This is a genomic window from Nostoc sp. CHAB 5836 (genome assembly GCF_020829445.1).
Classification (GTDB): Bacteria; Cyanobacteriota; Cyanobacteriia; order Cyanobacteriales; family Nostocaceae; genus Nostoc.
The window spans coordinates 72,593-89,004 of record NZ_JAIVFV010000006.1; the positions used below are offsets into that span (position 1 = coordinate 72,593).

Sequence of the window (16,412 nt, forward strand, 5' to 3'; positions counted from 1 at the left end):
TACCTTTAGTTCTTTTAATTGATGGCTTGTAGCACAGAATTACAAGCGCGTTTCAACTTGATATTAGCAGGATTAATTTATTTAGGATAGTACTTAAAGTAAAGAAATATAACTTTTCCAACAAGTATTTGCTCTGTCCTTACTCAGCCTTAATTCCAAGATTATTTAAATATACTAAAAAGGAGAAATGCTAAAAAATTAGCAGAAAACTAGAAAAAGTAGGTTAAAAGTACTATTTTTACTTCATTCTCAACACTTGAGCAAAAATATCAACGTATCCAAAAGGAGTTAATGGCTGGGGCGATCGCTCTTGGCGGTGTTTTTTTCATTGTCAACAGATTTACCAAGCCAAAGTTTGCAAAAAGCGAGATTGCGATCGCAGTGTAGAGCATTAGTTCTGAGATTCTTCAATGTATCTCATATTTTCTTTCACCTTAAAATGGGATAGACATGATCTGATTAACCCATTCCTCAACAGTAGAAGCTTCCCAAACAAGGATGAGTGCTTCAATTGCATCACTGACTGACAAATTCTGGGAAAGAATCAAAACTCCACAACTGGTTTTTGACATTATGAACTCACCAAACTCAGCAGGCATGGTTTTACGGTCATGAGTCACGAGGACTCTATCATTCTGTGCAGCGATCGCCAATACCTCTGAATCTTTCTTACCTTCGAGCAATGCTGTATAGGCTGATTGAAAATTAAGATTTGGTTGCCTACGTATCGTGCCAGTTACAATCGCTTGGCGTAGATCAGCATCTGCTTGAAATCGAACTGTCGTCATGCCTTGCTGTGCTTCTGTATTTGAGCAGCTTTTAACTTTTGATAGAGAGGGGGATTTTTCTCTCTAAGAGACTGTTGCAATTTCTCAAACTCTTTTTCACCTTCTTCTAAATACGCATCAATTAGCTCTCGGTTGGCAAGATAAAAGGTAATAGCACCATAAACCTGCTCCAGCGAGAGGAATGGAAAGTTTTGGGCAATGCTTTCAGGAGACTCACCATTCAAAAAGGCATACACAACTGAATCAAGAGAGATGCGAGTCTCTTCGATCCAATATCCTCCATCTCGTTGTTCGATATATGGCCTTGTTCTCTTCAGTGCTGCTGTCATAAAACTGCTGGCTACTCTTTACTCTGATATTAAGCGATCGCCCATCTATGTAACGCTGTCGTATCTAATAAATAGCCTCTAAATAAGGATTTCAGGCATTTTGAGCTTTTCAAAAATGCTCTTTAGATATTACCAGCATTAAAAATCTGCTCTGCGGTTAGCTTTAATTGCGCCGACCTACTTACTAAAAAGGACGAATGCGATAAAGTTAATAGAAAACTAGAAAAAGTAGGTTAAAAGTACTATTTTTACTTCATTCTCAACACTTGAGCAAAAATATCAACGTATCCAAAAGGAGTTAATGGCTGGGGCGATCGCTCTTGGCGGCGTTTTCTTCATTGGTACTTTGTGGTATTGGCTAGTGGAGGGCTGGTCATGGGAAGATGCGGCTTACATGACAGTGATCACTCTTGCGACTGTGGGATATGGAGAGACGCACCCACTAGGTAATCGAGGACGGTTGTTTACAATTGCCCTAATTTTGTTGGGTGTAATCAATATCGGTTACATTGTCAACAGATTTACAGAAGCGATTATTCAAGGCTACTTTCAAGAAGGAATTCGGCTACAGCAACAGAGGCGGTTAATGGAATCCCTGACAGAACATTACATTATTTGTGGATTTAGCCGGACTGGTCGTCAAATTGCCAAGGAATTTCGGGCAGAATGTGTACCTTTTGTGGTGATTGATTCAGACATGGAATCTGTGCAAAGAGCGCAGACAGAAGGTTATACAGCATACCAAGGTGACGCTACCCTAGATGACACACTCCTGAAAGTTGGTATTGAACGGGCAATGTGTATCGTTGCAGCACTCCCTTCCGATGCCGAAAATTTATACATCGTTTTATCAGCCAAAACACTGAATTCGGCAATTCGAGTGATCGCCCGCGCCAGTACAGAAGAAGCTTTGCAGAAGTTACGACGCGGTGGTGCAGATGAAGTGATATCTCCCTATATTACTGGTGGGAAGCGCATGGCTGCTGCGGCTCTCAGACCCCAAGTGTTGGATTTTGTAGACGGAATTTTGACAGGTGCAGACCGTCAGTTGTATATGGAGGAATTTTTACTCGATCCGGTTTTTTGTCCTTTTGTCGGTCAAACTTTACAAAAAGCGAGGTTGCGATCGCAATCTGGGGCATTAGTTCTGGCAATTCGCCGCCTTGATGGGACTTTAATCGGCGGCCCTACTGGCGATACAGTCTTAATGCCAGGCGATCGGCTGATTGGGATGGGTACAGCTGAACAGTTGCGTAGCTTGAACCAAATTCTTGGCCCAATTGGTTCGCAGAAATTGCGTAAACCTAAAAATAGCTAATAGACATCTCCGAAAATGAATGTAGAGACGTAGCACTGCTACGTCTCTACAAGGGTTTCAGGTGACGCATATTTAATTTCACCAGATGTCTAATGAAGGCGAGTAACAATTAAAATTAGCAATCAAAAAGGTGGCTATGCTTTTAGTAACCCATTCGATCACAATTTGAGGAGGTTTTGAAAATATGATGAATTTAACTGCTTGTATTTTGCTCAAGCCAAGTGACTAAATCAGATACATTTGAAAAATCTAAAAATTCTTCTCCCAATCCCTCCAATTGTTCAGTAGATAAGACTTGGAGACGTTCAATTATTAATGAATCTATCTCACCAAAGCGTCTATTTACAAGGCGTAAAGTATATTTCAATGCTTCCTTCTGCTCTCCCTGATGCAAAATATCCTGATAAATCACTGACTCTTGCATAATTTCCTCCCGGAATAATTGACGAATAAAATCTTTCCCAAACTTCAACCCTTAAAATTTCAATTGTTTGTGGTTCTTGATTTAATAACCAACGAGTAAAATCACGGGGATACTTTTCTGCGAGTATTTTACAAAGGTTGTCGTATTCTGCCATCTGGCATGATTGCACCTGATTTTATTAATTAAGTAAGTCGGCAACAATAATAGGACTTACGCAAAATCATGAAAAAACGAACCGCCAAGTACGCCAAGTACGCCAAGAAATAGGAGTTTCAGAGAGTTATTGCGTAAGTCCTAAATAAATCAAACTATATTACGAAACGTAAATACACCTAAAACCCTTATAAATGAATAAGGACAAATGACAAATGACAGCCTTAGCCAGTTAACTTTAATTGCGCCAACCTACTTACAAGTCACCAATGACAAATGACTAATAATCAATTTCTTTCCACCCATGCATAGCTGCGATGCTTTTTGTAACCCATTCGATCACAATTGGGGGAGCTTCTGATATCAATATGCTAGGATAAACTGCCGCACCCCAATCGGGATGAATTAATACACGGCATTGATTTTTAATCACTGGATAGTTGAGCAAAGCTTTGACAACTGCTGTGTCATCGTGGGGGATTGCTCCGGGATGAGATAGTAAAGGATAGCCTGTGCGAGGGTCGATTAGGTCTGTTAAATAGCCGCGATCGCGCAGATTAAATGCTAAATCACAGCCAAATCTCATAAACTTTTCTCGCAGGCGTTCTTTCTCTGTCTCTACTTCTGCTGTATTTTCGACTAATTGATAACGCGATCGCTGTAAAACAATCACTACTCGTAAAAATGGCTGCCGTTTCCAATCTGGTAATATCCGTTCGCAGTTGGCACAGATATATTGACTGGGAGGATGAATTGAAACTTGAACCGCTTGTCCTGTTTCGCCAACTAAATTAATCGGACAGGCTTGCTCCGAAGTGTAAACTTTGGGATAGTTCACTAAATTGATTCGGTTTATGCAATTTTTTTAATTTAATCTCCGGTATAGATAATAACTCTTAAAAGTTCCAAAAAATCATCAGTTTTATCTAATATGTTGCTTTTTTGGGAAGCAGTTGCGAAGAATTTGAGAATTTTAATCCGAATTTTAACCTTTATTAACCTGTTGTAATGGAATTTGCGGCGATCGCTGTAGGCTTTGGCATAGGTGCAGGTGTCGTAGACAAGCGATGTGCCTAGGTTGGGCTACGCCTACGCTCCTACAAATATCTTCGATTAAAATCCCCAAAAATGACCCTCAATTAATTGAGTTTTAAAGAATTTACTGGTACTTCATCCCAAGAATCGACTGTCCGCAATCGCGCTACCCAACCTGCTGTCTTTTGCGTCTCGGTCAAATTATTCTGAAACGAATCATGACACTCTTTAGCTTGAGATTCATTACAAGTGGCAATACAGGCATGAATCATCCCAGACGGGTCAATTTGCTCATTTATCCAAATAGTCATCGAATATTCCCTCAAAAACTGTAGCGGAAAAAGCTATTTGTTATTTTAGAATATTATTAGGGTCAAAAATTGGAAAGCAAAATCGGTAATAACTAATAGACATCTGGTGAAAAAGAATTGTTTTGACATAGCACTGCTACATCTCTACAAGAGTTCTGGGTAACGCATATTTAATTTCACCAGATGTTTAATGAACTAATCCCAATTACCGATTACTGATTTACAATTACTCAGTTTTGCGTCATTTCGTAGGCACTAGGATTTATTTCCTCTTTCATAGCGACGGCGGTAAGTACGTTGGTGCGAAAAAATTCAAGTATGTTACGAAACGTAAATAAGCTTAAAACCTTTACTAATGACCAATGACAAAGGACAAGTGACAGCCTTAGCCAGGAGAGTGTCAAAGAGATATACCCTAACGGTAAATGGAGATACATCGGATGAGCAAGCCTAATTTTCATGGAATGAGTCAGAAAGAGTTACATGATTACGTTCTTGCTCATCGGGAAGATCAGGAAGCCTTTTACGCCTACGTGGATAAGCTGCATCTCGAAGGTAATTGGATTAAAATGCCACCATTACAGTCAGAACAAGATTTAGAAAATTATCCTCAGTTCATTGAGCGTATTCGCAGCAGTTCTGAGCCACGAGATGGAGCAGTTTAAGGTTGCATTGCAGTTACAGCAGCTTTTGAGCTATCCTCAGTTTGGCCGATCGCGATCGCGGATTCTTCCCAATTTCCTCTTCTTGAGCAATAATTGGTTTTTTTGTCAAGACTTTTAATAAAGGTGAATTTCTTAAACTATGTTTTACCGGGCGGTCTTCCAGGCTGTGAAAACTAATAATCGCAATTTTGCCGCCAGGGACAAGGGCATTTGGTGCTTGATCCAAAAAAGTTTCTAAAGATTTTAACTCATCGTTGACGACAATTCGCAGAGCTTGAAAAACACGGGTAGCGGGGTGAATTCTGCCATAACGGTATTTTGGAGGAACAGAAGAAGCGATCGCATCAGCTAATTCTGTAGTCGTTTGCAACGGTCGTCGTTCGACAATACGACGAGCAATGCGCCGCGATAATCTTTCTTCACCGTACTTAAAGAAAATATCAGCTAATTCTGCTTCATCCCAATTATTAATCACATCAGCAGCAGTTAGCGATCGCCCCCGATCCATTCGCATATCTAAATTTGCAGCTTGGCGAAAGCTAAAACCCCTTTCTGCTTGATCTAAATGGTAAGAACTTACCCCCAAATCGGCTAAAATACCATCGAAAGTATTAGGGGGAAATTCGTAGTCAGCAAAATTGCTATAGATAAATTGTATGCGATCGCCAAACTCAGCTAAATTCTTCTGCGCCGCCGCTAAAGCATCTCCATCTTGGTCAACTGCTGTTACCCGCACATCTGCCGCAACCTCTAAGATTAGGCGACTGTGACCACCACCGCCTACCGTCACATCTAAATAATGCCCACCTGGACGAACCGCCAAACCCTCAATTACCTCCCGTCCCAAAACGGAAATATGAGAAAAAGCCAGTTCTTCTAAATCTAGCGGTGTTTGTAAATCTGATTTCATCTTGAAATTTTAATTTTATTTTTGCTTCTATTTGGTAAGACTTACACCAAAAACCTCTTAAACTCTTATTCCTCCGTGTCCTCTGTGTCCTCTGTGGTTTGATTTAAGTCCTGCTTAACACCCAATCTCAATCCCCAACATCAGGATTTTAAATGCAAAAACAGATTAGATGAAAAAAAAGCTGTGCCTCAATCCCTTGCATATCAAGCTTCCCTATAATAATTGAAGAGGTGCAACAAAATGAAACATCAATTACAACACCTGCGCTGCTATCCTCTCTCCAACATAACCCTGTAGAGTCAAAATTATATAGATTGCCCCTACAAACCTCATTTTGGCAGACTAGATAAATCGGCTGTGGTTGGCATCTAGGCGGTTCAATTCAAAATTTTCACGAACGGAGAACACGAAATCTATGACCAGACTAGAAACCCGCACTGAACCAATGGTGCTAAACATGGGGCCACACCACCCCTCAATGCACGGGGTTCTGCGGCTAATCATGACTCTGGATGGCGAGGATGTCGTTGACTGTGAACCAGTTATCGGCTACTTGCACCGGGGAATGGAAAAAATCGCCGAGAACCGCACTAATGTAATGTACGTCCCTTACGTCAGTCGCTGGGACTACGCTGCGGGAATGTTCAACGAAGCCGTCACTGTCAACGCCCCAGAAAAACTTGCAGGTGTCGCTGTTCCCAAACGCGCTAGCTACATCCGCGTCATCATGCTGGAGTTGAACCGCATCGCTAACCACTTGCTGTGGTTTGGCCCCTTCCTCGCTGACGTCGGCGCACAAACTCCCTTCTTCTACCAGTTCCGGGAACGGGAGATGATTTATGATTTATGGGAAGCTGCCACAGGTTATCGGATGGTGAATAACAACTACTTCCGCGTTGGTGGAGTAGCAGCCGATTTACCTTACGGTTGGGTAGATAAGTGTTTGGAATTCTGCGACTACTTATTGCCTAAAGTTGATGAGTACGAACGCTTAGTAACAGATAACCCCATCTTCCGGCGACGGGTTGAGGGGATTGGGACTATCACCCGTGAAGAAGCAATTAACTGGGGACTTTCTGGGCCAATGTTACGCGCATCTGGCGTGCAATGGGATTTGCGGAAAGTTGACCATTACGAATGCTACGACGATTTCGACTGGGATGTGCAGTGGGAAACCGCCGGTGATTGCTTTGCGCGTTACGTAGTGCGGATGCGGGAAATGCGCGAATCGGTGAAGATTATTCGCCAAGCAGTTAAAGGACTTCCTGGGGGCCCTTACGAAAATTTGGAAGCCAAGCGTTTAGCTGCAGGTAAAAAATCCGAATGGGACGCATTTGATTACCAATTCATCGGTAAAAAGGTTTCTCCCACTTTTAAGATTCCTAAAGGTGAAATCTACTCTCGTGTAGAAAGTGGCAAAGGTGAATTGGGAATTTACTTGGTTGGCGATGATAACGTCTTTCCTGCACGTTGGAAGATTCGCGCCGCAGATTTCAATAACCTCCAGATTGTTCCACATTTACTACGGGGTATGAAGGTTGCAGATATTGTGGTGATTCTCGGTAGTGTTGACGTAATCATGGGGTCTGTGGATAGGTAGATAATATTTATCCAAGTAATTTTTAGAGCAGTTGTATTATAGTGCAACTGCTCTATTTTTTTAGGGGCGGACAAGCTATCATTGGTGTCAACTTAGAGCCAGGGCGAATAGAGTTCGGGGCGATACAAACGAAGTCCGCCTACGCAAACTAAAAGAAAATTAAGGTTTATTAACCCGCGCAGGCGGGTTTCGTCTGTGTAGACGCGGTTTCTAACCGCCCTTTTAAGTTCTTTGCTTTAGTTAGAACCGCCCTGGCTAAGATATTACAAGAAGATTGTTATTTAGAAACGCTGATTATTTACCCAAAAAACTTAGTTTCAATGTGGCAAGAATATAAAGATAACTATCGGTTACTTGCCGAAATTATGCCAATTAGTCAAGTACAAAATAAATTACCAATCACTCTCGATAACGATCCCTCTCGATGACGATCCCTCTCCAAAGTGAAGAGAGCCAGTCGAACTCACGTTAATTTGATTACTTCAGTCCTTGGATTTTAGAGGAAAGATAGAAATGCGTCCTCTTTGTACCCCCTGAACGGTTACTTATTTACACTGTTTAACTTCAAAGCAGATAACAAGTGTATAGATTCTTCATGCATAGATGAGGGGGAGAAAAGGGGTTGCCCTCGGCAACCCCTTTTCTCCCTGTTAAAATGATTATCATTCTTAAAAAATCCTGCCTCTTATTTTTCTTGGAATGATTTATTCTTTGGAAGTCCCTTACTTAATGAGCATTTGAGTTGGAGAATACCAGGGATAGAGCCGCTTACTACAAGGGAATCAGTGATGCTATTTGCAGTTTTCGGTCGATATTCTTGATAACCACTGCTAAAGTTGATACAGCACACAACTATGATGTTAGATGTTGCAAGTGCAGAATTTGAATCTGTAGGAACTGCAATCAAAATTCAGTCAGTAAATCAGGATTTCCAAGTCAATATTATGGAGCAAAGTCAGCCACAACAGCGCCGCGCCGCTGATCAAGTGTTTCAACAATCCCTCGATCAGTTGGAAGATATCTTGCAAGAAAGTTCAACCGAGGAAGAAGAGATCCCTCAACTGCATACTAGTAGTCTCAGTGAAGTCGAACTCGATCAAGATTTGACAAATATTGATTTAGCGGCTCTTGAGGACGCAGTTGCTGATATTGAACAATATCTCGAAGAAATAACAAAAACCAAATAGGGGTAAAAAGGTGAACTACTCCGCCGTAAGACGGACGTAGCTCTCTTAATTCATCGGGAATAGCCAAGAGAACTCCGTAGTTTTACTGGTCTGACATTCCCTCCTAGGGCCAGGGCTATTTCATTCTCATCTAGCCCGCCTCAGAATGAATTCACGAGTCTAATAGCGAAAGTCGTCTCAAGACGACTGAGAAAAGGTTATAGTCCGTTTTAACGGACTTCAGCTATGAGCCTGGAACTTCAGTTCCGGGTGGTTTATGTCTAGAATGAAATAGCCCTGCTCCAATGGCAGGAGTTCTGGTTCCCAAGACCCAAATCTTTTACCCTGAGGGTAGTCGTTCGCGCAGCGTCTCGTAGAGAAGGGTCTTCTTGCAACATATACCTATTAGCTTGGTTTTCGCTTATGGCATTGATGGTGAAAAACGCGGTCTTGAGGGTTTCCGTCAAAGAGCGATTTTGAACCCGGAGGGTCAAGACTAGGTAATTATATCAGAAAAACAAGCGGGATTCGTCATACATCCAGAAGAAAGTTTTTACCAAGTAAAAAATTTACCCTGAGCGTAGCCGTTCGCGCAGCGTCTCGTAGAGAAGGGTCAATTCCAGATGTAATCCTCATCAAGAACTCACAATCCCCACCTGATGAGTACATTGAAAGTAGGGACTTTTGCGTTACGTTAAAATTTATTACTGACAAATCAATTGCCGTTGAGCTTCGTACAACATTAAAGCGGCTGCGATCGCCACATTCAAAGATTCCACCCCAGGACTCAAAGGAATTCTGACTTGTTTGTCTGCGATCGCGGCTAAATCTGGCGACAATCCCGCACCTTCATTTCCCAGTAAAATCAGACTGGGTTTTCGCCAGTCCACCTCCCAATAAGTTAAAGTCGCACTAGGTAAGGTTGCCACTACCTGCATTCCTAGCTGCTGACTTTGTTGGACTGTTGCTTTGAAATCTTCGGTTACGGCTGTTGCTAGGCGAAACCATTGCCCTGCTGAAGCACGTAAAACTTTCGGACTATCTAAATCTACACTATCTCCAGTTACCCACAACCCTGATGCTCCAGCAGCAGCAGCAGTGCGGATCATTGTACCCAGGTTACCGGGATCTTGCACTGTTTCTAAAGCTAGCACTAAACCGGTGAATGGTAGTTGAGTTTGGCGTTCCCTTCGTTTTGCCGTTGCGACCACACCGTCGGGTTGGACTGTGGTCGCGATCGCATTTAAGACTTCTCTACTGACAATTTCGGCGCGATCGCATCGACTACACGCTTGCTCCCACAGCGAAGGGTGGGCTGCTTGCCATTCTGGAGTACAACACACTGTTTCTAAGGGGTAATTCACCGCACAAGCTTCCTCTAACAGGTGCGTCCCTTCCAATAAAAATAACTGCTGCTTGTGCCGCTCCTTGGTGGAGTGTAGTTTGCGAATCTGCTTGACTAGGGAATTTTGTAAACTGGTCAACATCAAAAAGTTAGCAATTAAGAGTTAGCAGTTAGCAGTTAATTTATTTTTTTTCAACTCATAACTCTTCACTTCTAACTCCTAACTGAATAATATGCGGAACCCGGGACTTGAACCCGGAAGCCTTGCGGCACTAGAACCTGAATCTAGCGCGTCTGCCAATTCCGCCAGTTCCGCTGGCATTTGTTTTTATTCACAATTTCTTATTATTGCGTGATGTTTTTACCTTTGTCAAGTAAAAACATCACACCTCGTTAAAATAATTCGTAATTCGTAATTCGTAATTTGTAATTCAGTTTTGCGTTAGCGAGTCCGCGTAGCCCTCCGGGGAAGTAAAGTACGCTTTTAGCGTCTCGTAGAGAGCGTCTGAGGATTGGTTATTGACCGACTTGTACTGAGTTTACGGTGAGCGCAGTCGAACTGCGTAGTCGAAGTAAGCTAATCGTCATTCATTTTTCCAGAATGATTCGCTTGTAGTAAGGGCTTCAGCCCTGCTTTTATGCAACTTAAATGCCGATTAGCTTAAGTCGAAATATAACCCCACCGCAAAACGTTCTGCCGTCGTTAGCCAGGGGACTTAAACCCGCAAACTTAGTTAAAAGTCTCAAATTTGAAACGAATTTTCAACGGATAGGTCGAATCAAAATACTAACTCAGCAGTAGACATCTGGTGAAAAAGAATTGTTTTGACGTAGCAGTGCTGCGTCAAAACAAGGGTTCTGGGTAACGCGTATTTAATTTCTGGAGGTGTCTAGTATAGCATTGATTTTTAGAGAACACTTAGGTTATTTTACTGAGTATTTAATTTTGCTTCAAACTACTATTCATTCGTTCTTTTTTGTTAAATTTTTCCAAAGCTCAAAAAGCTTGCTATTGCTTACTTTCAGCCCGCAAATATCACTCAAAAAACAATTTTTTTATGGAAGACGTTGCCCGAAAACGTGGACAATTTGAATCTTTACTGTAGAATCAAAACCAACTTCAAACATATAAAATACGTATTACTTTTGGAGGTAGGCTTATTAATCCTTCTAGCAGCTTACCAGATGCTAAATTTGCTCCAGAAGCAGACTCCTCAGTCTTGCAAATTTGGGGTGGGCATCCTTTGCGAGGTCATGTGAAAATTAGCGGGGCAAAAAATTCAGCATTGGTAATCATGGCTGGAGCCTTGCTGTGTCCGGGTGATTGTCGTATCCGCAATGTCCCTTTATTAGCGGACGTAGACCGGATGGGTCAGGTGTTATCAGCTTTGGGTGTAAGTTTAACACGACAAGGTGATATTTTAGACATCAACGCCAGCGAGATTAAAACATCAAGAGCTCCCTACGAACTAGTTACCCAATTGAGGGCAAGTTTTTTTGCCATTGGTGCAATTCTGGCAAGATTAGGAGTAGCTCAGATGCCCTTACCAGGTGGTTGTGCTATTGGAGCAAGACCAGTTGACTTGCATGTCCGGGGACTGCAAGCAATGGGGGCTGAGGTGCAAATTGAGCATGGCATTTGTAATGCCTACGTCCCTGGCAGCAGCCGGAGATTAAAAGGTGCGAAGATTTACTTAGACATAGCCAGCGTTGGGGCGACGGAAAACTTGATGATGGCAGCTACCCTGGCAGAGGGTGAAACGATTATCGAAAATGCTGCCAGAGAACCGGAAGTAGTCGATTTGGCTAACTTCTGTAACGCGATGGGAGCCAAGATTAAGGGAGCGGGGACTAGCAGGATTATGATTGAAGGAGTCTCCAAGTTGCATTCTGTTGACTACAGCATTATTCCCGATCGCATTGAGGCCGGGACATTCTTGCTGGCAGCAGCAATTACCCGCTCAGAACTTACCCTCTCGCGGGTGGCTCCAGAACATCTTGTACCAGTGATTGCCAAGCTGCGGGATATTGGGGTGACAATAATTGAGGAAAAGCCTGAATACTTACATATTCTGCCAGCAGAAACCCTCAAGGCAACGGATATTGAAACTCAATACCATCCAGGTTTTCCCACAGATATGCAAGCGCCGTTCATGGCTTTGCTGACATTGGCAGAAGGCGACAGCGTGATTAACGAATCCGTCTTTGAAAATCGCTTGCGTCATGCCTCAGAGTTGAATCGCTTGGGGGCAGATATTCGTGTCAAAGGCAACGCTGCTTTCGTTCGGGGAGTATCGAAATTGTCTGGCGCACCAGTCTTAGGCACAGACTTACGAGCATCAGCAGCGCTAGTCATCGCAGGATTGGCAGCAGAAGGACAAACCACAATTCAGGGTTTACAGCACCTCGATCGCGGCTATGATCGACTCGATGTGAAGTTGCAGGAATTGGGGGCTAAAATCCTCCGCGTGGGCGAAACATCAGCAGATGCAGAAATCGCTACCAGCATCAGTAACCTGTCAAGTTGAAATTGATCGGTTGAGATTGACGGCAAGATAAGGGAGATAAGGGAGATAAGGGAGATAAGGGAGATAAGGTAAAATTTTCTCTCTCGCCTCCTCTATCTATACCCTGGGATCTGCGGAATTATCTTCATAGATAGAAGCTTTTTGAGCTTTGTTAATATCTTTTTTTGATGAATATTCTAAAAAAATCTGTGTTGGCTGTTACAATCTTGTTAAGAAAAGTTGCTCGTTGCATTTTGGGAATGCGCAATTGGGTTTTAACTCTCTTGAGAAGACAACGCAAAAAAAGATTTTCTAGGCCAGCTGTGGGAAGCTGGTCTTTTTGTATTTAAAGAACCCCACCCCGCTTGCGGGGAGGGGAGCTAAAGCTAGCTGTGCTTTAGCGGAGTGGGGTTCTTTTAAGATTTTGAGAATTAGAAACTGAATGTGGTTCTCAGTGCCCCAATAACAACATCATCATTGTTGTTGTTGTGATCTGGGGATGTTAACCAGATGACTCCTGGAGTAATGGTGATATTGTCACTGAGCTTATACTGGTAGAATGCCTCAAGATGATAGGATGTATCAGGATCACTATTCAATCCTGCGATGTTAGAGCTTGTCAGTTTCGGCTCTACACCAGCAATGATACCTGCTAAGTTACCTTTTTTACCGAGGTCAGGGAAGGCAAGGGTAACGGCATAGTTCCAAATGTCAACTTCTCCACGGTTCCCTCTCAAGGTTTGGCTGTTAGTGTATCCAGCCCAACCACCCAACACTATGTTATCAGTGATGCCGATGGATGCTTGGATACCGTAAGAATTACTGGAAAAGGCTACTTGATCTTCCGGTAAGCCCTGTATAGTTGCTATATCCTGGAAAGTCGCTGCATTGCTACCAGTGAGTAGTGGTTGGTTGTAAGAATTGATGTAAGTAAAACCAACAGAAATGCGATCGCTTGGTTTAACTGTCAACTGTGCCAGCGCACCGTAAGAACCATTAAACAAACCATTATTAGGCGTAGGGTTGTTAGCTGTACCACTCAAATACCCTAGACTTAATGCCAATTTATCATTGAACTCGTGTGTTACTCCCAAGCCCGCGCCGCCTATTTGGTTATAAATTGGGTTACGTGTGCCAAAGGTAGACAAAGCACCAAAAGCGCCATCACCATCAAAGAGATTAACAGTGCTGGTAAGATCGTCTGCTGCACCTGCATTGGCAATAGCGATAACCTGTGTATTTTTGCCCAGAGGGAATTTGTAATACAACGCATCGATCGCAGCATTAGTATTACCATCCTCGCCAGCAAAGAATAAGTTACCTTCTGGTGTGCCAATATCAGGGCTGAGAATATTATTAGCCTGGATTCTGGTAAACAAGGTATCTTGCCCTGTGAAGCTGGTAACAAGTTCTATGCGCGCTCGTACCCCTAAAGTTGTATTCTCGGCGGTAATTTCTTCACCGTTGACTGTATTTCCTGACAATACATCGCTAACGACTGCAACAACTTGTCCTTGCAGTTTGGTTGTGGTTGAAAACTGATTCGCCTCCAATTCAGTAGTGCGTGCTTCTACGGAATCTACACGACCTCGGAGTGTCGCAAGTTCTGCTGAAAAATCTTCTTGCAGCTTTTGTAATGTGGCTAAATCTTGTTTGTTAACTAAATCGCCAGTGGCTGTAGCAATAAGTTCATTAACCCGATCAAGACAAGCATTCAAACCAGCAGCAAACTCATATCGCGTTAATGCCCGATTACCGCGATACGTGCTATTTGGGTATCCAGCAATACAGCCATAGCGCTCAACTAAAGACTGCAATGCTTGGAATGCCCAGTCAGTGGGTTGTACGTCAGAAAATTGAGACACAGAGGTAACTTGACCTGTTATCTGATCTTTATTAGCTAAAACTTGTGGTTGGTTGATTTCAGACGCATTGGAAGTCTCACCTGCAAATGTAGCAGTATTCACACATAGCATTGCAGCGCATACTGCTGGACTAACTAGCAGATATTTAAAGAATTTTTGCATTTTTCTCCTCACACTGATCTCCAATTCACACCCAACTCACGTTTTTTTTAAACGTGTATTTTATAAGAATATTTCTCAGTAATTTTATCAGAAGTTAGCAAAATTTTTCACGAATAAGTGAATAGATCCTAATTATTCAGGGAAAACTAAATTGCAGAGGGCTGTACCATCTGATAAAGTTTTGTTATTAGGGACTAACAAAAAATAAATTATACCGATTCTCACTTGGATGCAATACGCCCTGACTCCATCCCTAACCCCTCCCCGCTCTTCGGGAGGGGAGCGTTTGCTTTACTCAAATGCGGGGTTGGGGTGCATTGTGTTGCAATCAACTTAGAAGCGCCATATCCAAAATTTAAGTTGAGGTTGAAACCTGCATAATTATTTTCTCCAAGGCCTTGCTATATTCTTTTATCTTTGCTATATTGATTAATCGTGGCTCACAAAAGCCCCAGCCGGGATAGCTCAGTTGGTAGAGCAGAGGACTGAAAATCCTCGTGTCACCGGTTCAAGTCCGGTTCCTGGCATAGTTAACAACGCAATATCAAGGAATTTTGACCAAAAGTCATAAATTCCCCTAGTCAAACTTTAGTCAAAAAATTTTACCGCTTTTTGATGCCCTAAAATGCAGCGAACCTGGGGACGAACGCTATTGGACGCCATCAGATCAAAGGCTCTTTGTGTAAGTATTACTACAATGCATCGTACAGTAGAAAAATTAGGCTTACGGTGTAAAAAAAAGAGTCGTTAGCCAGCGAGCAAGATACCCCAAGAGTACAAGATTTAAGACATGACTATCGCCGAACTTTAGATAAAATTGATGTTAGAAACGCTTTGGGGGCAGTTTTCGGCGTCTTGTGCCCAAATTGGAGCGCGAAAAAATTGTCGGCGGTGTAGACGGACTTTCGAGGGGTTATCGGCAATGTATTGAGCCATGAAGTGGACAGGCTATTGGGTGTCGCACTTAGGACAAACTCACCTGTAAAGCCTTGCCTAGAGGCTGTAGACGGACTGTAGGCAAACTGTAGGCATTACTTTGACCACCTCCAGCCCAGGCGATCGCCATTTCCTTCCACTTCCCCTAATCCCCGATCAGCCATGAACCTATCCCACTATTCTAAAAATCCCTACTTCTTTTTGTAAAATGTGCTTGAAAACCTTAATTTTTCGTTTTCAGTTCTCAATAAGCTTAAGCTTCATAGCACAAAATTATTAGTGGGATAGGTTCATACACCATCTACGCGGATCACCTCAGAAAATGACTCAAATGCTTACCAGTCAAAGTCAAACAGCGAAACCGACGACGTGTATAAAAACAATGAATCACCTGTGATCACCTCTATGATCACCTTACCAACCACAATACCAACCATTGTCCAGAAAGTATTTCAGCCAAAAACTCCTCAGAGAATTCTGAAGGTGATCATCCAAGTACATCAGAAAATGCAGTTTTAGCAAATCCCGAATCAGAAAAAAAGTCAGCATCAATGATGATCACCTGATCACCTTTGGCGAAAACGTAGAGGTAGTAAGCAATCCACAAGGTGATCCGGTAAGGCGATCGCGATCGACAAGTATCGCGATTTAAGTTCAACGCGACTGGATTCTCCTGCACCCAATGCCCAAAAAAAAGCGATCGCGAAAAATTATAGATGTAGAAATCTAGACTATCCTTACAAGTATTATTTGTCACAAATTTGGGTAGATTCGCTCGACTTCATCCCATGCCTGATTAGCGAGATTCTCCAGTGCCATAGCCAAAATCAGGGGATGGTCATAAACGCCTTCCTGCAAGCGCTCAAAGAATATCTCGATTTGCAAGAATAGGAGATTG

Annotated in this window: 15 protein-coding genes and 2 tRNA genes; 6 read left to right on the forward strand and 11 right to left on the reverse strand. The window is 42.6% G+C overall.

Annotation, left to right across the window (positions count from 1 at the left end; translation table 11 throughout):
* Positions 1–288: 288 nt before the first annotated feature.
* From LC605_RS32745 to LC605_RS02520, 3 genes are read right to left on the reverse strand one after another with little or no spacing between them, the layout of a single operon-like run.
* Complete coding sequence (locus LC605_RS32745; protein WP_267868383.1) at positions 289–411, reverse strand: hypothetical protein; 123 nt, start codon at positions 409–411, stop codon at positions 289–291.
* 23 nt (positions 412–434) lie between these two features.
* On the reverse strand, positions 435–788 hold the full coding sequence (locus tag LC605_RS02515; protein WP_229546001.1) for a DUF5615 family PIN-like protein: 354 nt from the start codon (positions 786–788) through the stop codon (positions 435–437).
* Entirely contained in the window at positions 785–1,117 is a 333-nt protein-coding gene (locus LC605_RS02520; RefSeq protein ID WP_229546002.1) for a DUF433 domain-containing protein, read from the reverse strand. The genes LC605_RS02515 and LC605_RS02520 overlap by 4 nt, the downstream gene beginning before the upstream one ends.
* A 301-nt stretch (positions 1,118–1,418) precedes the next feature.
* On the opposite strand from LC605_RS02520, the gene LC605_RS02525 reads away from it, so the two are divergent.
* Positions 1,419–2,435, forward strand: coding sequence for a TrkA family potassium uptake protein (locus tag LC605_RS02525; RefSeq protein WP_229546003.1), 1,017 nt, complete (start codon positions 1,419–1,421; stop codon positions 2,433–2,435).
* Positions 2,436–2,628: 193 nt separating this feature from the next.
* Here LC605_RS02525 and LC605_RS02530 read toward each other — a convergent pair whose 3' ends face one another.
* The 3 genes from LC605_RS02530 to LC605_RS02540 form a co-directional block, all read right to left on the reverse strand.
* Entirely contained in the window at positions 2,629–2,859 is a 231-nt protein-coding gene (locus LC605_RS02530; RefSeq protein ID WP_306426837.1) for a DUF4351 domain-containing protein, read from the reverse strand.
* Between the two features lie 433 nt (positions 2,860–3,292).
* Complete coding sequence (locus LC605_RS02535; protein WP_229546004.1) at positions 3,293–3,850, reverse strand: methylmalonic aciduria and homocystinuria type D protein; 558 nt, start codon at positions 3,848–3,850, stop codon at positions 3,293–3,295.
* Positions 3,851–4,151: 301 nt separating this feature from the next.
* Positions 4,152–4,358: a glycogen debranching protein gene (locus LC605_RS02540; RefSeq protein ID WP_229546005.1), complete on the reverse strand. Its 207-nt coding sequence runs from the start codon at positions 4,356–4,358 to the stop codon at positions 4,152–4,154.
* A gap of 440 nt (positions 4,359–4,798) precedes the next feature.
* Between LC605_RS02540 and LC605_RS02545 the strand changes: the two genes are divergently transcribed.
* Positions 4,799–5,023 carry a hypothetical protein gene (locus LC605_RS02545; RefSeq protein ID WP_229546006.1) on the forward strand — a complete coding sequence of 75 codons (225 nt, stop codon included), beginning with the start codon at positions 4,799–4,801 and terminating at the stop codon, positions 5,021–5,023.
* 13 nt (positions 5,024–5,036) lie between these two features.
* Here the strand turns inward: LC605_RS02545 and rsmH are convergent, their stop codons facing one another.
* A complete protein-coding gene (gene rsmH / locus LC605_RS02550) occupies positions 5,037–5,933 on the reverse strand; it encodes a 16S rRNA (cytosine(1402)-N(4))-methyltransferase RsmH (protein ID WP_229546007.1) in 897 nt (298 codons plus the stop codon).
* A 415-nt stretch (positions 5,934–6,348) separates the two neighbouring features.
* Here rsmH and LC605_RS02555 point away from each other — a divergent pair, with 415 nt between their 5' ends.
* Both LC605_RS02555 and LC605_RS02560 read left to right on the forward strand, forming a co-directional pair.
* A complete protein-coding gene (locus LC605_RS02555; protein ID WP_229546008.1) occupies positions 6,349–7,533 on the forward strand; it encodes an NAD(P)H-quinone oxidoreductase subunit H in 1,185 nt (394 codons plus the stop codon).
* 854 nt (positions 7,534–8,387) lie between these two features.
* Positions 8,388–8,720 carry a hypothetical protein gene (locus LC605_RS02560; protein WP_306426838.1) on the forward strand — a complete coding sequence of 111 codons (333 nt, stop codon included), beginning with the start codon at positions 8,388–8,390 and terminating at the stop codon, positions 8,718–8,720.
* Positions 8,721–9,403: 683 nt separating this feature from the next.
* Here the strand turns inward: LC605_RS02560 and LC605_RS02565 are convergent.
* Together LC605_RS02565 and LC605_RS02570 are read right to left on the reverse strand one after the other, a co-directional pair.
* Positions 9,404–10,186 (reverse strand): RNA methyltransferase, encoded by a 783-nt coding sequence (locus LC605_RS02565; RefSeq protein WP_229546009.1) that lies wholly within the window; start codon positions 10,184–10,186, stop codon positions 9,404–9,406.
* Between the two features lie 92 nt (positions 10,187–10,278).
* Positions 10,279–10,360, reverse strand: a tRNA-Leu gene (locus LC605_RS02570).
* An 844-nt stretch (positions 10,361–11,204) separates the two neighbouring features.
* Between LC605_RS02570 and murA the strand changes: the two genes are divergently transcribed.
* On the forward strand, positions 11,205–12,572 hold the full coding sequence (gene murA, locus LC605_RS02575) for a UDP-N-acetylglucosamine 1-carboxyvinyltransferase (protein WP_229546014.1): 1,368 nt from the start codon (positions 11,205–11,207) through the stop codon (positions 12,570–12,572).
* Between the two features lie 410 nt (positions 12,573–12,982).
* On the opposite strand, the gene LC605_RS02580 is transcribed toward murA, so the two are convergent.
* The gene (locus LC605_RS02580) at positions 12,983–14,578 is read right to left on the reverse strand and encodes an iron uptake porin (protein ID WP_229546010.1); all 1,596 of its coding nucleotides are present in this window, start codon (positions 14,576–14,578) and stop codon (positions 12,983–12,985) included.
* Between the two features lie 454 nt (positions 14,579–15,032).
* Between LC605_RS02580 and LC605_RS02585 the strand changes: the two genes are divergently transcribed.
* A tRNA-Phe gene (locus LC605_RS02585) sits at positions 15,033–15,105 on the forward strand.
* A gap of 896 nt (positions 15,106–16,001) precedes the next feature.
* Here the strand turns inward: LC605_RS02585 and LC605_RS02590 are convergent.
* Positions 16,002–16,271, reverse strand: coding sequence for a hypothetical protein (locus LC605_RS02590; RefSeq protein WP_229546011.1), 270 nt, complete (start codon positions 16,269–16,271; stop codon positions 16,002–16,004).
* Between the last annotated feature and the right edge of the window lie 141 nt (positions 16,272–16,412).

Excerpts from the sequence above, each read along its gene's own strand:
- LC605_RS02515 (WP_229546001.1), bottom strand. The coding sequence starts at position 788 with ATGACGACAGTTCGATTTCAAGCAGATGCTGATCTACGCCAAGCGATT.
- LC605_RS02520 (WP_229546002.1), bottom strand. The coding sequence starts at position 1,117 with ATGACAGCAGCACTGAAGAGAACAAGGCCATATATCGAACAACGAGAT.
- LC605_RS02525 (WP_229546003.1), top strand. The coding sequence starts at position 1,419 with ATGGCTGGGGCGATCGCTCTTGGCGGCGTTTTCTTCATTGGTACTTTG.
- LC605_RS02530 (WP_306426837.1), bottom strand. The coding sequence starts at position 2,859 with ATGCAAGAGTCAGTGATTTATCAGGATATTTTGCATCAGGGAGAGCAG.
- LC605_RS02540 (WP_229546005.1), bottom strand. The coding sequence starts at position 4,358 with ATGACTATTTGGATAAATGAGCAAATTGACCCGTCTGGGATGATTCAT.
- LC605_RS02545 (WP_229546006.1), top strand. The coding sequence starts at position 4,799 with ATGAGCAAGCCTAATTTTCATGGAATGAGTCAGAAAGAGTTACATGAT.
- rsmH (WP_229546007.1), bottom strand. The coding sequence starts at position 5,933 with ATGAAATCAGATTTACAAACACCGCTAGATTTAGAAGAACTGGCTTTT.
- LC605_RS02555 (WP_229546008.1), top strand. The coding sequence starts at position 6,349 with ATGACCAGACTAGAAACCCGCACTGAACCAATGGTGCTAAACATGGGG.
- LC605_RS02560 (WP_306426838.1), top strand. The coding sequence starts at position 8,388 with ATGATGTTAGATGTTGCAAGTGCAGAATTTGAATCTGTAGGAACTGCA.
- LC605_RS02565 (WP_229546009.1), bottom strand. The coding sequence starts at position 10,186 with ATGTTGACCAGTTTACAAAATTCCCTAGTCAAGCAGATTCGCAAACTA.
- LC605_RS02580 (WP_229546010.1), bottom strand. The coding sequence starts at position 14,578 with ATGCAAAAATTCTTTAAATATCTGCTAGTTAGTCCAGCAGTATGCGCT.